The sequence below is a fragment of the Kitasatospora sp. MBT63 genome, from assembly GCF_000710465.2.
Taxonomy (GTDB): Bacteria; Actinomycetota; Actinomycetes; order Streptomycetales; family Streptomycetaceae; genus Kitasatospora.
Map to the genome: position 1 here is coordinate 1 of NZ_JAIZ01000166.1, position 15929 is coordinate 15929.

At 73.2% G+C, this 15929-nt stretch carries 14 protein-coding genes; 7 read left to right on the forward strand and 7 right to left on the reverse strand.

Going from position 1 to position 15929, the window contains the following annotated elements:
* The coding region (locus tag AA75_RS11095) for an AI-2E family transporter (protein WP_033819731.1) at positions 1-1096 on the forward strand (1096 nt) is incomplete at its 5' end.
* An 83-nt stretch (positions 1097-1179) separates the two neighbouring features.
* Here the strand turns inward: AA75_RS11095 and AA75_RS11100 are convergent.
* A complete protein-coding gene (locus tag AA75_RS11100) occupies positions 1180-1716 on the reverse strand; it encodes an alkyl hydroperoxide reductase (protein WP_033819732.1) in 537 nt (178 codons plus the stop codon).
* Between the two features lie 3 nt (positions 1717-1719).
* Complete coding sequence (locus AA75_RS11105) at positions 1720-2271, reverse strand: peroxiredoxin (RefSeq protein WP_033819747.1); 552 nt, start codon at positions 2269-2271, stop codon at positions 1720-1722.
* 199 nt (positions 2272-2470) lie between these two features.
* Between AA75_RS11105 and AA75_RS11110 the strand changes: the two genes are divergently transcribed.
* Genes AA75_RS11110 through AA75_RS11120 form a run of 3 tightly spaced genes read left to right on the forward strand, consistent with a single transcriptional unit; the run spans position 2471 to position 5242 of the window.
* Positions 2471-3421: a LysR substrate-binding domain-containing protein gene (locus AA75_RS11110; protein ID WP_233288988.1), complete on the forward strand. Its 951-nt coding sequence runs from the start codon at positions 2471-2473 to the stop codon at positions 3419-3421.
* 46 nt (positions 3422-3467) lie between these two features.
* Positions 3468-4511 (forward strand): AAA family ATPase, encoded by a 1044-nt coding sequence (locus AA75_RS11115; RefSeq protein WP_033819733.1) that lies wholly within the window; start codon positions 3468-3470, stop codon positions 4509-4511.
* The gene (locus AA75_RS11120) at positions 4508-5242 is read left to right on the forward strand and encodes an HNH endonuclease (RefSeq protein WP_199520302.1); all 735 of its coding nucleotides are present in this window, start codon (positions 4508-4510) and stop codon (positions 5240-5242) included. Before AA75_RS11115 ends, AA75_RS11120 begins: the two co-directional genes overlap by 4 nt.
* On the opposite strand, the gene AA75_RS11125 is transcribed toward AA75_RS11120, so the two are convergent.
* The 4 genes from AA75_RS11125 to AA75_RS11140 form a co-directional block, all read right to left on the reverse strand.
* Positions 5225-5890: a hypothetical protein gene (locus AA75_RS11125; protein WP_033819734.1), complete on the reverse strand. Its 666-nt coding sequence runs from the start codon at positions 5888-5890 to the stop codon at positions 5225-5227. The genes AA75_RS11120 and AA75_RS11125 overlap by 18 nt on opposite strands.
* A gap of 171 nt (positions 5891-6061) precedes the next feature.
* Positions 6062-7846 (reverse strand): SpoIIE family protein phosphatase, encoded by a 1785-nt coding sequence (locus AA75_RS11130; RefSeq protein ID WP_051812124.1) that lies wholly within the window; start codon positions 7844-7846, stop codon positions 6062-6064.
* 38 nt (positions 7847-7884) lie between these two features.
* Complete coding sequence (locus AA75_RS11135) at positions 7885-8535, reverse strand: trans-aconitate 2-methyltransferase (RefSeq protein WP_051812128.1); 651 nt, start codon at positions 8533-8535, stop codon at positions 7885-7887.
* Between the two features lie 594 nt (positions 8536-9129).
* Positions 9130-12105 carry an AfsR/SARP family transcriptional regulator gene (locus AA75_RS11140; RefSeq protein ID WP_033819735.1) on the reverse strand — a complete coding sequence of 992 codons (2976 nt, stop codon included), beginning with the start codon at positions 12103-12105 and terminating at the stop codon, positions 9130-9132.
* A 218-nt stretch (positions 12106-12323) separates the two neighbouring features.
* Between AA75_RS11140 and AA75_RS11145 the strand changes: the two genes are divergently transcribed.
* Positions 12324-12554 (forward strand): hypothetical protein, encoded by a 231-nt coding sequence (locus AA75_RS11145; RefSeq protein WP_033819736.1) that lies wholly within the window; start codon positions 12324-12326, stop codon positions 12552-12554.
* A gap of 144 nt (positions 12555-12698) precedes the next feature.
* On the opposite strand, the gene AA75_RS11150 is transcribed toward AA75_RS11145, so the two are convergent.
* Positions 12699-14366 (reverse strand): fumarate hydratase, encoded by a 1668-nt coding sequence (locus AA75_RS11150; RefSeq protein ID WP_033819737.1) that lies wholly within the window; start codon positions 14364-14366, stop codon positions 12699-12701.
* A 205-nt stretch (positions 14367-14571) separates the two neighbouring features.
* Here AA75_RS11150 and AA75_RS11155 point away from each other — a divergent pair, with 205 nt between their 5' ends.
* Both AA75_RS11155 and AA75_RS11160 read left to right on the forward strand, forming a co-directional pair.
* Positions 14572-15255, forward strand: a complete 684-nt coding sequence (locus AA75_RS11155) for a DUF1707 domain-containing protein (RefSeq protein ID WP_051812125.1) — start codon at positions 14572-14574, stop codon at positions 15253-15255.
* Between the two features lie 345 nt (positions 15256-15600).
* Positions 15601-15906: a WhiB family transcriptional regulator gene (locus AA75_RS11160; protein ID WP_149038069.1), complete on the forward strand. Its 306-nt coding sequence runs from the start codon at positions 15601-15603 to the stop codon at positions 15904-15906.
* The last annotated feature ends 23 nt before the right edge of the window (positions 15907-15929 follow it).

Sequence of the window (15929 nt, forward strand, 5' to 3'; positions counted from 1 at the left end):
GCTGCTGCTCGGGGTCGCCCTGTACGTGCTCTTCCGGGTCGTCGACATGCTGCGGCTGGTCGCCTTCGCGGTGCTGGCCGCCCTGCTGATCTCCGCGCTGCTCGAGCCGACGGTCTCCTGGCTGCGGCGGCTGGGGGTGCCGCGTTCGCTGGCGGCGGCGGGCACCTTCCTCAGCGGCATCGCCGGCATCGGCCTGGTCGGCTGGTTCGTGGTGTGGCAGGGGAGCACCAACCTGGAGTCGGTCACCCGCAAGGTGCAGGCCGGTGTCAACCAGCTGCGCGACTGGCTGGTGGACGGCCCGCTGCACCTGACCCAGCAGCAGATCGAGGACTTCGCCCGGCAGATCTCCACGGCGATCGGTACCAACTCGGAGCAGATCACCTCGGCCGGCTTCACCGGTGTGACCATCGCCGTCGAGGTGCTGACCGGGGTGGTGCTGGCCGCCTTCACCACCTTCTTCCTGCTCTACGACGGCGCCCGGATCTGGGGCTGGGCGCTGCGCGGCCTGCCCAGCCGCTCCCGGTACGCGATGGCGGGGGCCGGCCCGAAGGCGTGGGCCACGCTGACGGCGTACGTGCGCGGGACCGTCTTCGTCGCCTTCATCGACGCGCTCTGCATCGGCATCGGCATCCAGCTGCTCGGGGTGCCGCTGGCGCTGCCGCTGGCCGTGATCATCTTCCTCGGGGCCTTCGTGCCGCTGGTCGGCGCGCTGGTCACCGGCACCATCGCGGTGCTGATCGCGCTGGTCACGGTGGGGCCGTTCACCGCGCTGATGGTGCTGGTGGTGCTGGTCGCGGTGCAGCAGATCGAGGGCCACATCCTGCAGCCGCTGATCCTCGGCCGGGCCGTGCGGGTGCACCCGCTGGGTGTGGTGCTCGGCGTCGCGGCGGGCTCGATCGTCGGCGGGATCGCCGGGGCGATCGTCGCGGTGCCGCTGATCGCGGTCACCAACACGGTGGTCGGGCACCTGCGCCGGCGCAACGCGGCGGGCCTGGAGGTCTTCGTGGCCCTGGAGGCCGCCCGGGAGGCGGCCGAGGCCGAGGCCGAGGCCGAGGCGGAGGCGGAGGCCGAGGGCGCGCCCGCCACCACCGGCTGAGCCCGGCCCGCCGAACGCCCGAGGGGCCCCGCCGTCCGGCGGGGCCCCTCGTTCTGTCCTGCGGTGTCGATCCCGCGGTGCGCTCAGAGCGCGGCCAGCACTGCCTCGGAGTCGAGGGTGGCGGCCACGGCCTGGACGACCGCGGCGATCTTCATGGAGGCCTGGATGACCTCGCGCTCGACGCCGGCCTTGCGCAGCACGGCCTCGTGCGAGTCGAGGCACTGGCCGCAGCCGTTGATCGCGGAGACCGCGAAGCACCAGAGCTCGAAGTCGGCCTTCTCGACGCCCGGGGTGCCGATGATGTTCATCCGCAGACCGGCCCGCATGCTGCTGTACTCCTTGTCGGAGAGCAGGTGCAGGGTCCGGTAGTAGACGTTGTTCATCCCCATGACGGCGGCGGCGCCCTTGGCGGCGTTGTACGCCTCCGGCTTGAGGTTCGCCTTGGCCTCGGGCTCCAGCTCGCGCAGCACCGAGGGGGAGCGGGTGGCCATCGCGCAGGCCAGCACCGTGCCCCAGAGCTGCTGGGCGGGGAGGTCGGAGTTGCCGATGACCGCGCTCAGGTTGAGCTTGAGGTCCTTGGCGTAGTCCGGGAGGGCGGCCTTCAGTTCGTCGAGGGCCATCGGTCAGCCGGCCAGCAGGGCCTGGGCGTCGAGGGTGTCCTCGCCCTTGGTCCAGTTGCAGGGGCACAGCTCGTCGGTCTGCAGGGCGTCCAGCACCCGCAGGACCTCCTTGGGGTTACGGCCGACGGAGCCGGCGGTCACCATGACGAACTGGATCTCGTTGTTCGGGTCCACGATGAAGACGGCGCGCTGGGCGGTGCCGTCCGCGGCCTCGACGCCGCAGTCCTGCATCAGCTCGTGCTTGACGTCGGCCAGCATCGGGAAGGGCAGGTCGCGCAGGTCCTTGTGGTCCTTGCGCCAGGCGTGGTGGACGAACTCCGAGTCGCCGGAGACACCCAGGATCTGGGCGTCGCGGTCGGCGAACTCCTCGTTCAGCTTGCCGAACGCGGCGATCTCGGTCGGGCAGACGAAGGTGAAGTCCATCGGCCAGAAGAAGACGATCTTCCACTTGCCCTCGTAGGACTTGTGGTTGATGTCGGCGAAGGCGCTCGCGGGGTCGAGGTCGACGCAGGCCTTGAGGTCGAACTCGGGGAACTTGTCACCGATCGTGAGCACGTTCACTTCTCCTGGTGTGAGAAATCGAGGGGTTTTCGTCCGATCTGCCTGTGATTCGACGGTTTCGGACGCGTTCCAGGGTTACACAACCGGCACTGATCAGGGAAATAGCTAGACTCGATGCATCTGATCGGAGAGAGCTATCAGTACTCATCGCCCGGCCCCCCGCACGGACCGCTCCCGCAAACCCGACCCCGGTGTGTCGATCACCACACCCCGTTCCCCGCGCACCCCCACCGTCGCCCAGCTGCGGTCCTTCCTGGCCGTGGCCGAGCACCGGCACTTCCGGGAGGCCGCCGCCGCCATCGGCGCCAGCCAGCCCGCGCTGTCCGGCGCCGTCGCCGCGCTGGAGGAGGCGCTCGGGGCCCAGCTGGTGGAGCGTACGACACGGAGAGTCATCATCACCCCGCTGGGGGAGCGCGTCGCCGGGCACGCACGCCGGGTGCTGTCCTCCCTGCACGCACTGACCGAGGAGGTCGAGGCGGCCCGCCGGCCGTTCACCGGACCGCTCCACCTCGGCGTGATCCCGACCGTCGCACCGTACCTGCTGCCCGCCGTGCTCCGGCTGGTCCGCAGCAGCCACCCCGACCTCGAACTGCACGTCCACGAGGAGCGCACCCCCTCGCTCCAGGAGGGCCTGGCCACCGGCCGGCTCGACCTGCTGCTGCTCGCGCTGCCCACCGGCGGCGCCGCCCCGACCCACGACATCCCGCTCTTCGAAGAGGACTTCGTCCTGGTCACCCCGCCCTCCCACGAGCTGGCCGGCCGCCGCGACGTGGCCCGCGACGTGCTGCTCGACCTCGACGTGCTGCTGCTGGAGGAGGGCCACTGCCTGCGCGACCAGGCACTCGACATCTGCCGCGAGATCGGCGCCGACCCCGGCGGCGGCTCCACCCGGGCGGCCGGCCTGTCCACCCTGGTCCAGCTGGTGGCCGGCGGACTCGGCGTCACCCTGCTGCCCGCCACCGCCCTGGACGTCGAGGCCGGCCGTACCGACCGGCTCGCCACCGTCCGCTTCGCCGACCCCGCCCCCGGCCGCCGGATCGGCCTCGCCACCCGGGCCGGCTCGGCCCGCTCCGCCGAGTACGACCGCTTCGCCGCCGAACTGCGCGAAGTGCTGCGGGAGCTCCCGGTGCGCATCGTGGAGTGATCCACCGGGCATACCTGGATGGGTGGTTCCAGCCTGAGGGGGTGCCGTGGACGTCTCCCGGATCAAGGTGTCCGGCCTGAAGTGCTTCAGCGGTCCGCGCGAGGTCGACCTCGACCTCGCCCGGCCGGATGGTACGGCGGCCGGCTGGACCGTCCTCGCCGGGCCGGGCGGCTCCGGCAAGACCACCCTGCTGCAGGCCGTCGCCCTGGCCCTCGGCGCCCACCCCGCGGTGGCCGCCGATCGCTGGCTGGCCGCCGGCCACCCCGGCGGAGCCGTGGAACTCAACGGCGGCGCCACCTGGCGGATCACCGGCGCCGTACCGAGGGCCGAACGCAGCGGACCGCTCTCCGCCCGCCACCGCTACTTCGGGCCGACCCGGCCCCCCGCGGCCGCCCCGATCCGCGGTGCCGCCGCCGCCCTGGTCGAGGACGGCCTGCTGCCGGACGGCTGGCGGCTCGACCCCGCACACACCGAAACGCCCTGGGTCCGCCGCGCCGGCCTCGCCCTGCCGCTCGCCGAACTCGGCGACGGCGTCGCCCGGCTGACCGCCCTGGTCACCGAACTGGCCGCCGTCACCCGCCGCACCCGCCCCGAGGACGTCGACGGCGTCCCCACCCTGCCGGTCCGCGCCACCGTGCTGATCGACGACGTCGACAGCCACCTGCACCCGGTCTGGCAGCAGCGGATCGGCACCTGGCTCACCACCCACTTCCCGCAGGTCCAGTTCATCGTGGCCACCCACAGCCCGTACGTCTGCCAGGCCGCCGACCCCGGCGCGCTGATCCGGCTGGCCGGCCCCGACGACGAACCCGCCGGCCCCCGGCTGCTCGGCGAGGATCTGCACCAGCGGGTCCTCTACGGCAGCGGCGACGACACCGCACTGTCCGAACTGTTCGGCCTCACCAGCGCCTACTCGCCCGCCGCCGAGGCCGAACGCCGGCTGCTGGTCCGCCTCGAGCGCAAGCTCTACGCGGGCGACGCCTCGGCCGCCGAACTCGCCGAGTACCGCGAACTCGGCGCCAAGCTCAACAGCTCGCTCACCGCCCGGGCCGACGAGGCCACCGCCCGCCTGCTCGGCCGGGACCGGTGATCCCGCTCCAGCGGCCGCCGCTCAGGCCCGCCCTGCTGGCCGAACTGGAGCGCCGCACCCGGGCGATCGACACCGCCGGACCCACCACCGCCACCGGCCGCGCCGCCTGGCGCAACGCCCGCCAGCCCAAGGCCCAGCTGCGCCTGATGCTCCGGCAGATGGCGCCCGGCCTCGAGCGGTGCATGTACTGCGGGGACAACCTGGGCACCGACATCGACCACTTCGAGCCGATCGCCCGGGCCCCGCTGCGCACCTTCGACTGGCAGAACCACCTGCTCGCCTGCGCCCACTGCAACAGCAACCACAAACGCGACCGCTTCCCGCTCGACCCGGTCACCGGCGCACACCTGCTGGTCGACCCCTCCCGCGAGGACCCGGCCGACCACCTGATGCTCTACCTGGAGTCCGGCGCGTACGACCCGCTCACACCCAAGGGCGAGGCGACCATCGACGTGTTCGCCCTCAACTCCCGGGCCGAACTGGTCCGCGGCCGCCGGATGATGTTCACGGTGGTGAAGGCGGTCCTGGCGGCCTGGCACCGCAGCCACCAGGCCGGCGCCCCCGCCGAGGCCGGCGAGTACCTGGACGCGCTGCGCCTGCTCAACCACGCCGACGTGCTGCGCGCCGTGCTCCGGCTGCGGCACCGGCCGGCCCTCGCCGAGGCGGTGCTGGGGCCGCAGGTGCTGCTCGCGCTGGAACAGCTGGTCAAGGTCTCACGGGAGTTCGGCTGACCCGGGATCGGGGCCGGGGCCGGAGGCGAGGCCGGTGCCGGGGTCGGGCGCGGCATCCTGCGCCGCCGCCTGCGCCGCCGTCCTCGGTGCCGGCAGGACGGAGGCTTCCGCCTGCCCGGGCTCCGGGTCGGGCCGGGGCTCCGGCGGCAGCGGTACGGTGCCCGCCGCCTGCAAGGTGTCGCGGGTGAGCAGCCAGGCCACCCCCAGCCCCGCCGCACCGGCCACCACGCACAGGTAGTCGGGGGCGCCGGCCCAGACCGCGGCCGCCGCCATCCCGACCGCCAGGCACAGGTGCGCGAGGCTGACGATCAGGATGGCGAAGGCCGCGGGCAGCAACGGGCCGCTGCTGCCCGCGGTGTGCATCTCGGCCTCGATGCTCAACCCGGAGCCCAGCCCGAGGTGGACGGCGACCTTGGCGGCGTCCGAATCGGGATGCTCGCCGTGCTCGTGCAGCCCGCCTTGGCCACCATGGTCGCCGTGCCCGCAGTGGTCGCCCGGGCCGCAGTGGTCGTGCGGGCCGCAGTGGTGGTCGTGGTGCCCGTCCTGCTCCGCGCCCGGGTGGTGGTGGGGACAGGGAGCCCCCGGCCCGCCCTGACGGTCCGTTCCGCTCCCGCCGTCCGCTGCGCCCGTTCCGTCTGCTCGGCTCACCCTGGCTCCAGTCCTCGCCGCCGCTCCACGGTTCCCATCGGTACGGCAGGACGGAACCATGACCTGCGACGCTCCGTACCGGACCGGCATGTTCCCCTTACCCGTTCCGGCGCCGGATCGTGCACCAACCGGTGGAGCAAACGCCGGGCCGGGAATCCGGACGCGGACGGGCTACGGCAGCCGCTGCTCGAACCACACGACCTTGCCGGCCCCGAGCCGGGTCGCACCCCAGCGGTCCGCGCACCGGGCCACTATCTGCAGCCCGCGGCCGCGCTCGTCCTGCGGCCCCGCCCGGCGAGGCCGCGGCAGCGCCGCGTTGTCGTCGCCGACCTCGCAGCGCAGCAGCGAGGTCCGCACCAGCCGCAGCGTCACCGGGCGGGTGGCGTGCTGGATCGCATTGGTCACCAGCTCACTGACCATCAGCTCGGTGCTCTCCGCCAGCCCCTCCAGACCCCAGCGGCGCAGCGCGTGCGAGGCGAGCCGACGGGCCCGGCTCGGCGTCTCGTGCCGCGGCTGGAGGAACCAGTACGCCACGTCCTCGGCCGGGATGCCGTCGAAGGCGGCCGCCAGCAACGCGATGTCGTCGCCGCGGTCCCCGGGCGGCAGGATCCGCAGCGCCTCCTGGCAGAGCTGCTCGGGCGTGTGCCGGTGGGTCGAGGCCAGCCGGCTGCGCAGCAGCTCCAGGCCGGTCGACAGCGGACGCCGCCGGGACTCCACCAGGCCGTCGGTGAACAGCAGCAGCGCCGAGCCGGGCGGCGCCGGCAGCTCCACCGAGGAGAAGTCGACCCCGCCGACGCCGATCGGCGCCCCCGACGGCAGGTCGAGCAGTTCGCTGCGGCCGTCCGGCTGGACCAGCACCGGCGGTACGTGGCCCGCGTTGGCCAGCACCACCCGGTTGGCGATCGGGTCGTAGACCGCGTACACGCAGGTGGCCAGGTGCTGCTCCTGGCCGAGCCGCTGCGCCTGCTCGTCCAGGTGGTACAGCACCTCGTGCGGCGGCAGGTCCAGGCCGGCCAGGGTCTGGGCGCTGGTGCGCAGCTGGCCCATGATGGCGGCCGAGGTGAGCGAGTGGCCCATCACGTCGCCGACGATCAGGGCGACCCGGTTGCCGGGCAGCGGGATCGAGTCGTACCAGTCGCCGCCGACCTGGGCGCCGCTCTCACCGGGCAGGTAGCGGTGCGCGAGGCGGACGCCGTGCGGCTGCGGCAGGTGCGCCGGCAGCATCGAGCGCTGCAACTCGTCGGCGATCTCCCACTCGCGGGAGTACCGCAGGGCGGTGTCCACCGCCAGCCCGGCCTGGGTGGCCAGATGGCCGGCGGTCGCGGTGTCGGCGGCGTCGAAGCGGGCCGGCTTGTCCTGCCGGGGCCGCCGGATCAGCAGCAGCATGCCGAGGACCGACTTGCGGCCGCGCAGCGGCAGCGCCAGCAGCGCGGTGCCGGGACGCAGCCGGCCGAGGGTGCGCCCGCCGAGCAGCTCGGCCGGCAGCGGGTGGTGCGGGCCCGCCGGGGCCGCACCGAGGACCATCGGCCCCACCGGTGCAGGGAGGGCCAGCGCCCGGGCGAGCGGGCCGCCGGGACGGACCGGACGCGGTCCGCAGCCACGGCCGAGCCGGGTGCCCTGGGTGTGGTGGATCAGCAGCGAGGTGGGGATCCCGGGGTCGCGGTCCACCTCGGGCAGCGGGTCGCGCAGCAGCACCACGGCCGCGTCCGCGAGCGCGGGCACCAGCACCCGGCCGAGGTCGCGCAGGGTGGCGGGCAGGTCGAGCGAGCTGTTGATCCGGCGGGCGGCGCCGTCCAGGTAGGCGAGCCGCTCGGCCAGCAGCAGCCGGTCCGCCGGTCCGTCCGGCCGGTCGGCCGGCCTGTCCGGCTGGTCCGGCGGGTCCTGGGGTGGTGGCGGGTGCCGCTGGACGGGGACGGCCGGCGGCTGCGCCGCGGTGGGGGTCGGATGGTCGCGCACGGGCCGCCCGTTCTGGAGGTGTCGAGGAGGAGGACTGGTCAGCTGACTCGCCGGCATCGCAGGAACAGCTGCTCCTCGGGGGGCAGGGTGGTGCTGGCCGGTGCGTACGGATGGCCGGAACCCGACTCCACCGCGAAGCCGGCCGCGGCGAGGGCCTGCGCGAGGTCCTCCCGTAGGTAGCCGCTGATCCTCAGTTCGTGGCCGAGGAAGGGGATCGGGGCGTGGTCGAGGTCCGCCTCGACCATGCCGAGTGCCAGCAGCCCGCCGGGGCGCAGCAGTTCGCGGATCCGGCCGAGCACCACCGGGATCTCGTCCTGGGGGAGCAGGATCAGCGAGAAGAACGCGGTGGCGGCGGCGAAGGCGCCCGCGCCCGCCGGGCCCAGCTCCGGTGCGGCCCAGGCCCGTCCGGCCCGCTCGGTGGCCAGGTCGTACATGTCGATCCGGTGGAACGCGGCCTGCGGTACCGCCTGCCGGGCCAGCCGCAGCATGCCGTCGGAGAGGTCGATGCCGGTCATCGCCAGTCCGCCGTCGGCCAGCTGGCGGAGCGTCGGCTCGCCGGTGCCGCAGCCGATGTCGAGCACCCGGGCGCCGGGCTCCAGCTCGTCCAGCAGCCATTCGCCGCACGCCAGCTGGCCGGATTTCGCCGGGAACACCTCGCCGTAGCGGGTTCCGATGGAGTCGAAGGCCAGTGCCTGAAGGGCGCGTTCGGCGCGGCGGCGGCAGAGCCGGGCGGCCTCCCGGGAGGCCGCGGTCGCGGAGGTCGGGCCATGGCCCTGGGCGGGGTCCGATATCTGTCCGGTCGTCACGATTCGCAAGGCACCTTTCCACCCTGGCCGCCGACCGGCCGACTGCCCCTGCCCGCGGCGGCCGTCCCACTCCCCGTGTGCACCACCCCGGTCCCGTACCGACGCGTCCACCTGCCGCGTCCACTCCTGTGGACCGGCCCGCGCGGGCCGGTCGGTGCGTGCACCGGCCTTCGAGAATATGCGTGATCACTGCGCGATGGGGTCCCTTTCCGGCCAACTCGTGCCCGAGGGGGTGAATATCGCCGCGTGGCGGAAGCACTCGGGTGTGCCCGGGGTGGTGCAGGGCCGGGCCGCACGCCGCATGGCGCGCACCGTGGCGCGGCTGACCTGCGGCGATGCGGGGGCGCCGGGCCGTTTATCGGATGTCAATCGGGACCTGGCAGAGTTCTGGTCAGCGCCGGGGAAGCGCACAGCGTTCCCGCAGCCGGGGGGCTGCGGGAACGCTCACGCTGGGGGATGCACCCGTTGGGGGACGGGTCACGGCGCGGGGGGTGCGAGGGGCTCGGTGTGCTGTTGCACGTCGATGAGGCTCTGCACGGGGAGAGCCTCCGGCACACCGAGCCGCGTGAAGATCGAGTGCGCCTCCTGAAGACAGGCCAGCCCGCGCGCAGGCTGACCCAGCTTCAGGAGGGCCTCGCCCAGCGCGGCGTCGGCCAGGCCCTGGCAGTACGCGGCATCGATCTCCTGCGCGATCAGCAACGACTCCTCGGCCGCCTCGGCCGCCTCCGGGTACAGCCCGGCACTGCTCAGACAGGCGGCCAGCCGCGCGAGCGAGTAGCCCTCCCAGATCCGGTGCTGCTGCGACCGGTACAGCTGGTGCGCCTCCCGCAGATGGCCCGCGGCCTCGGCCGGCGAACCGGTCGAGCGCAGCACCACACCGAGCTGGTACAGGGTGTCCGCGAGGCACGGCGCATTGCCGGAGAGCCGGGCCGCCTCGACGGCCGTGCACGCCGAGCGGACGGCTTCTTCGTCCCGGCCGAGCCCCAACTGCGCACGGGCGATGTTGCCGAGCAGCCTGGCCTCACCGATGGCGGCTCCGAGCCGGCGGCTGATCGCGTGCGCCTGCTCGAAGAACGGGAGCGCCTCCGCCGACCGGTCGGCCAGGCTCAGCACCACGGCCAGCAGGTTGGCGACCGAGCTGCGGAGCTGGGTGGTGTCGGCCTCGGGCAGCAGGCCCAGGCTCTCGCGCAGCGACATCTCGGCGTGCTGGAACTCGCCCGCCACGTGCTGCAGGAAGCCCTGCGCGAACCGGATCCGGGCCAGCACCGCGGTGTCCTGCTTGGAGCCGGGGTTCTCGTCGGCGCGGCGCAGTGCGACCCGGATCCGCTGCCCGTGCGTCGGATCCTCGACCAGCGTGTTGAGGACCAGCAGCAGGTCGACGGCGGGCCGTAGCAGCTCCCCGCGGTCCTGGACGGCGGCCTCCACCGCGCTCAGCACCAGGGCCACCTCGGCGCGCAGCCAGGTCTGTGCCGCCGGGCTGTCCTCGAAGGACAGCCCGTTCGAGCTGCTCTGGTGGAGCGGTTCGGGCAGGACGTCGTCGGGTTCGATGGCGTGGGCGGCGTTGCGCAAGGTGGCGAGGACGAGGTCCAGCAGCCGGACCAGCGCCGCCTGTTGGTCGGCGCTCTCGGCCAGCTCGTTCTGCCGCTGGGCGAACAGCCGCAGCAGGTCGTGGTAGCGGTAGCGGCCGGGGGTGAAGCACTCCAGCATGTTGGCCTCGACCAGGGCCTCGGCGAGCCCCTCGGCCCGCTGCTCGTCCGTGCCGAGCAGCGCGGCGACGGCGGGCAGCGGCAGATCGGGCGCGTCCACCAGGGACAGCAGCCGGAACGCCCGCGCCTCCTCGGTGCGCAGCTGCCCGTAGCCGAGGCCGATGGTGGTCTCCACCGCGAGGTTGCCCAGCTGCAGCTCGTGGAGACGACGCCGCTGGTCCGCTAACCGCCGGGCCAGGTCCGACACGCTCCACCGGGGGCGGCTGGCCAGCCGGGCGGCGGCGATCCGCACCGCGAGCGGCAGGAACCCGCAGGCGGTGACCACGGCGAGGGCGGCCTCGGGTTCGGCCGCCACCCGTCGCTCGCCGACGATCGCCGAGAACAGCGCCAGAGCCTCGCCCGGGGGCAGCTCCTCGACGTCCACCAGGTGGGCGCCGGGCAGCTCGGCCAGCCGCGACCTGCTGGTGACCAGCACCGCGCTGCCGGACACCCCGGGGATGAGCGGGGTGAGCTGCCGGGCGTCGCGGGCGTTGTCCAGCAGGATCAGCATCCGCCGGTCGGCCAGCAGGGAGCGGTAGAGCGCGGCGCGCTGCTCGATGGAGTCGGGCGTCTCGGCGGCGCCCAGCGCGTAGAGGAAGTCGCCGAGTACGGCGGCCGGGTCCGCGGGCGCCGCGCCGGCGCCGCGCAGGTCGACGTAGAGCTGGCCGTCCGGGAACTCGGTCCGCAGACCGTGGGCGACGTGGACCGCGAGGGTGGTCTTGCCGACGCCGCCGATCCCGGCCAGCGAGGTCACCACGACCGCCTGGCCGGACCCGCCGCGCAGCACCTCCTGGAGTTCGCCGACCAGTTCGGCCCGGCCGCTGAAGTCCGAGACGTCGGCGGGCAGCTGGGCCGGCGGGACGAAGACGGCGGCGTCGTCGGAGTCCGCGGGCCGGGACTCCACCAGGGTGGCCGGCATCAGCGCGGGATCGGCGGCCAGGATCCGGGACTGCATGGTGGCCAGGCTCGACCCGGGCTCGACCCCGAGCTCGTCGATCAGCAGCTTGCGGGTGTCGGCGTAGACACCGAGCGATTCGGCCTGGCGGCCGCAGCGGTAGAGGGCGAGCATCAGCAGCTCGCGCAGCCGTTCCCGGAGCGGGTGTTCGGCCGCCAGCGAGCTCAGTTCCGAGACCACCTCGGCGTGCAGGCCGACCTCCAGGGCCGCCGCGCAGCGCTCCTCCTGTGCGCCCACCTGGCGCTCGGCGAGCCGGGTGCGCTGGGACTCGGCGTATTGCCCCGGGATACCCGCCAGCGGTCGGCCGCTCCAGAGCGCGAGTGCGGAGACCAGGAGGCGGTGCGACTCACGGAACTGTCCGGCCGCCCGAGCGGCGGCGGCATCCGCGAACATAACGTCAAATATCGACAGATCGAGTGATTCAGGAGGAATCCGCAGCGCGTATCCGTCGCTCACCGAGATCAGGATCTCGGCGGGTCTGCGCACCGCGCGGTGCGGCTCGATGACGCTGCGCAGCCGGGAGACGTACGTCCGCAGCGCGGCCACCGCCTGCGGCGGGGGACGGTCGCCCCAGAGCCCGTCCACCAGTTCCTGGGTGGTCACCGGACGGCCGTGGCCGAGCAGGAGCGCCACCAGAACGGCCTGCTGCTGCGGCGAACCGAGCGAGAGCGCCTGGCCGTCCCGCCACGCCTGTACCGGGCCGAGCACCTGGAAGCGCAACGCGTCGGTGTGCTGCCTCTCCTGATGCTCCATGGAGGTCCCCCGCTGGACTTGTCGTTGCCGTTCCGAAGCTGCTGCTCGCCCCGGTCGACAGTGAGGCGCCAGCCTAAAGCGAAGCGCGCAAACGTTGGAGAAGTGGACAGGCCTCAGAGTGTTTATAAGACATTTAACGGTCCCTAGGATACTGTCCGGGCGCCCTGGCCCGTGCGGCCGGGACGGCAGTATCCCCAGAGCTGAAAGGCGGTCATTTCATGGCTGACAACGAGAACACGGCCACCGCGCCGGAGATTTCCGAGCCCCACCCCGCGAACGCGCCCGCCGAGCACACTCTGCAGGCCGAGGACGCCCAGCCGCTTCTGGAGGTTCTCGACGCCCTCGGTGAGGACGAGCCGACGGCCGAGCCGGAGCCGGCCCCGGTGGCCGTGAAGAGCAAGCCGGGCGAGGTCTTCGAACCGCTCGGCAGCATCACCAACCACCCCTGATCCGCGGGGCCGTGAGTCCGCCGGCCCCTTGCGTTTCGTCCGAAACCCGATCCCTGCCGAACGTTCGGCAGGGATCGGCTGCGGATGGGCCCGTCCACTCCGCGGTGCGGTTGTGCCCGCTACTCCGCGGAGCGACCGTGCCCGCTACTCCGCGGAGCGGACGCGCAGGCTGGTGATCAGCGGCCCGTCCGTCACCTCGGCGAAGAAGTCGTTGCCCTTGTCGTCGACCACGATGAAGGCCGGGAAGTCCTCGACCTCGATCCGCCAGACCGCCTCCATGCCGAGCTCCGGGTACTCCAGCACCTCGACCTTCTTGATGCAGTCCTGGGCGAGCCGGGCGGCCGGGCCGCCGATCGAGCCGAGGTAGAAGCCGCCGTGCTCGTGGCAGGCCTTGGTGACCTGCTTGGAGCGGTTGCCCTTGGCGAGCATCACCATCGAGCCGCCGGCCGCCTGGAACTGGTCCACGTAGGAGTCCATCCGCCCGGCCGTGGTGGGCCCGAACGAACCGGAGGCGAAGCCCTCGGGGGTCTTGGCGGGGCCGGCGTAGTACACCGGGTGGTCCTTCAGGTATTGGGGCATGCCCTCGCCGCGGTCCAGCCGCTCCTTGATCTTGGCGTGGGCGATGTCGCGGGCCACCACCAGGGTGCCGCTGAGCGAGAGGCGGGTCTTCACCGGGTACTTGGCCAGCTGCGCCCGGACGTCGGCCATCGGCTGGTTCAGGTCGATCCGGACCACCTCGTCGTCGAGGTGCTCGTCGGTGGTGTCCGGCAGGTACTTGGCCGGGTCGGTCTCCAGCTGCTCCAGGAAGATCCCCTCGGCGGTGATCTTGCCCAGCGCCTGGCGGTCGGCGGAGCAGGAGACGGCCATCGCGACCGGCAGCGAGGCGCCGTGCCGCGGCAGCCGGATCACCCGGACGTCGTGGCAGAAGTACTTGCCGCCGAACTGCGCGCCGATGCCGATCTTCTGGGTCAGCTCGGTGACCTTCTGCTCCAGCTCCAGGTCGCGGAAGCCGTGCCCGGTGGCGGCGTCACCGGAGGTGGGCAGCTCGTCCAGGTAGTGCGCGGAGGCGTACTTGGCGGTCTTCAGGGCGAACTCGGCGCTGGTGCCGCCGACCACGATCGCCAGGTGGTACGGCGGGCAGGCCGCGGTGCCCAGCGAACGGATCTTCTGCTCGAGGAAGGCGAGCATCGAGTCCTCGTTGAGGATCGCCTTGGTCTCCTGGTACAGGTACGACTTGTTGGCGCTGCCGCCGCCCTTGGCCATGAACAGGAACTTGTACGCGCCGCCGTCGGTGGCGTACAGCTCGATCTGGGCCGGCAGGTTGTTGCCGGTGTTCTTCTCGTCCCACATGGTGACCGGGGCCATCTGCGAGTACCGCAGGTTCAGCTTCGTGTACGCGTCGAAGACGCCGCGCGCGATGGCCGCCTCGTCGCCGCCCTCGGTCAGCACGTTCTGGCCGCGCTTGCCCATCACGATGGCGGTGCCGGTGTCCTGGCACATCGGCAGGATGCCGCCGGCCGAGATGTTGACGTTCTTCAGCAGGTCCAGCGCCACGAACCGGTCGTTGGGGCTGGCCTCCGGGTCGTCCAGGATGCGGCGCAGCTGGGCCAGGTGGGCCGGGCGCAGGTAGTGCGAGATGTCGTGCATGGCCTCGGCGGTCAGCCGACGCAGGGCCTCCGGCTCGACCTTCAGGAAGGTGCGGCCGTCCGCCTCGAAGGTGGACACGCCCTCCGAGGTGATCTTGCGGTACGGCGTGGTGTCCGCACCGATCGGGAGCAGGTCACGGTAGGCGAACTCTGGCGTGGCGGCCATGGCGAGGTCCTCAAGTCTTTCGGCTGCGTCGACGAAGCACCCTCCAGGGTAGGCGCAGCGGCCCGGGGGCCCGAGCGAAGGTCAGCCTGCGTGACCGGAGTCACGCGGACGAATGAAACTCTCGTTCGGCACGGGGTCGACTGGCTAGTCTTTCCCCGTGGACAACTCGCCGTCGCAGGACGCCCCGGAGCACCAGCCCGTACCCATGAAGAAGGCCGAGCCGGCGCCCCCGGCCCGTGCCGAGGCGGACCCGGTCGCCGAGGCCGAACTGCGCGCCTCGGATGCCGACCGCGAGGTGGTCGCCGAGCTGCTGCGGGACGCCTATGCCGAGGGCCGGCTCTCGGTGGAGGAGCACGCCGAGCGGATCGAGGCGGCCTACAGCGCCAAGACCTTCGGCGAGCTGGCCCCGCTGACCAGGGACCTGCCCGCGCCGTCGCGGATCTCGATGGAGAAGCCGCCGCTGGGCGCGGCCGCCCGGCCGCAGGGCGCGCCGCGGCCGCCGGCCCGGACCGAGTCGCCGTCGATGGTCGCGATCTTCGGCGGGGCCAGCCGCAAGGGCCGCTGGCGGGTGGGCGGGCACCTGCGGGCGATCGCCGTGTTCGGCGGCGTGGAGATCGACCTGACCGACGCGGTCTTCGAGTCGCCGGAGGTGGTGATCGAGGTGACCGCGATCTTCGGCGGGGTGGACATCAAGGTCCCGGAGAACGTCAGCCTGCACGGCGGCGGCGTGGGGATCTTCGGCGGTTTCGACGTCAAGGAGCAGACCGCGGCCGACCCGTACGCCCCGGTGGTGCGGGTGAAGGGCGCGGCGGTGTTCGGCGGCTGCGAGGCGCGGCCGCGGCGTGGCAAGAAGCTCAAGGAGTGGGTGCGCAAGCAGCTCGACGGCTGACCGCGGCCCGCTCCCGGGAGCCGGGTGGAGCATCAACTGCCGGGTTGGCACCGGGCGTTGCCATGAGTGCAGACCGTGGTCGGTTGCGTGCGCTGTGCATGAATCGGGCGGTGGCGGGGTAGTTCCCCTCGCACATCGTTCCTGTGAGGCTGTGATCCCGGGCGTCGGCGTGCCGACGCCGCGGCGGGGGGAGCGCGGGGCAGCCGGACAGGGGCGCGAGCCTTCCCCCCGAGTCTTGAGCCTGGTCAGGAGTACGCCGTGCTGCATCCGATCGAGTCCACCGCCCCCGGTGCCGTCGCCGCCCGCCGCAGTCCGTCGGCCCCGGCGGGGCAGCAGCCGGGCCACCTGGACGACAATCCCTGGCACACCGGGGCGGGCTGCCGCAGTGACGAGGCGGGGCTGTTCTTCGCGCCGTCCAAGGAGCCGACCGCGGCCCGCCTCGCCCGCGAGGAGCAGGCCAAGCGGGTCTGTGCCCGCTGCCCGGTGCTGCTGGAGTGCCGGGAGCACGCGCTGGCCCAACCGGAGCCGTACGGCGTGTGGGGCGGGCTGACGGCGGCCGAGCGCCGGGTGGTGCTGAGCCGCCGGCGGCGCCGGGACGGCGAGCTGCGCGAGGCCCGGCGGGTCGGGGTGGAGCGCCGGATAGCCGGCTGAACGCGGCTGCGGCGGCCCCCCGG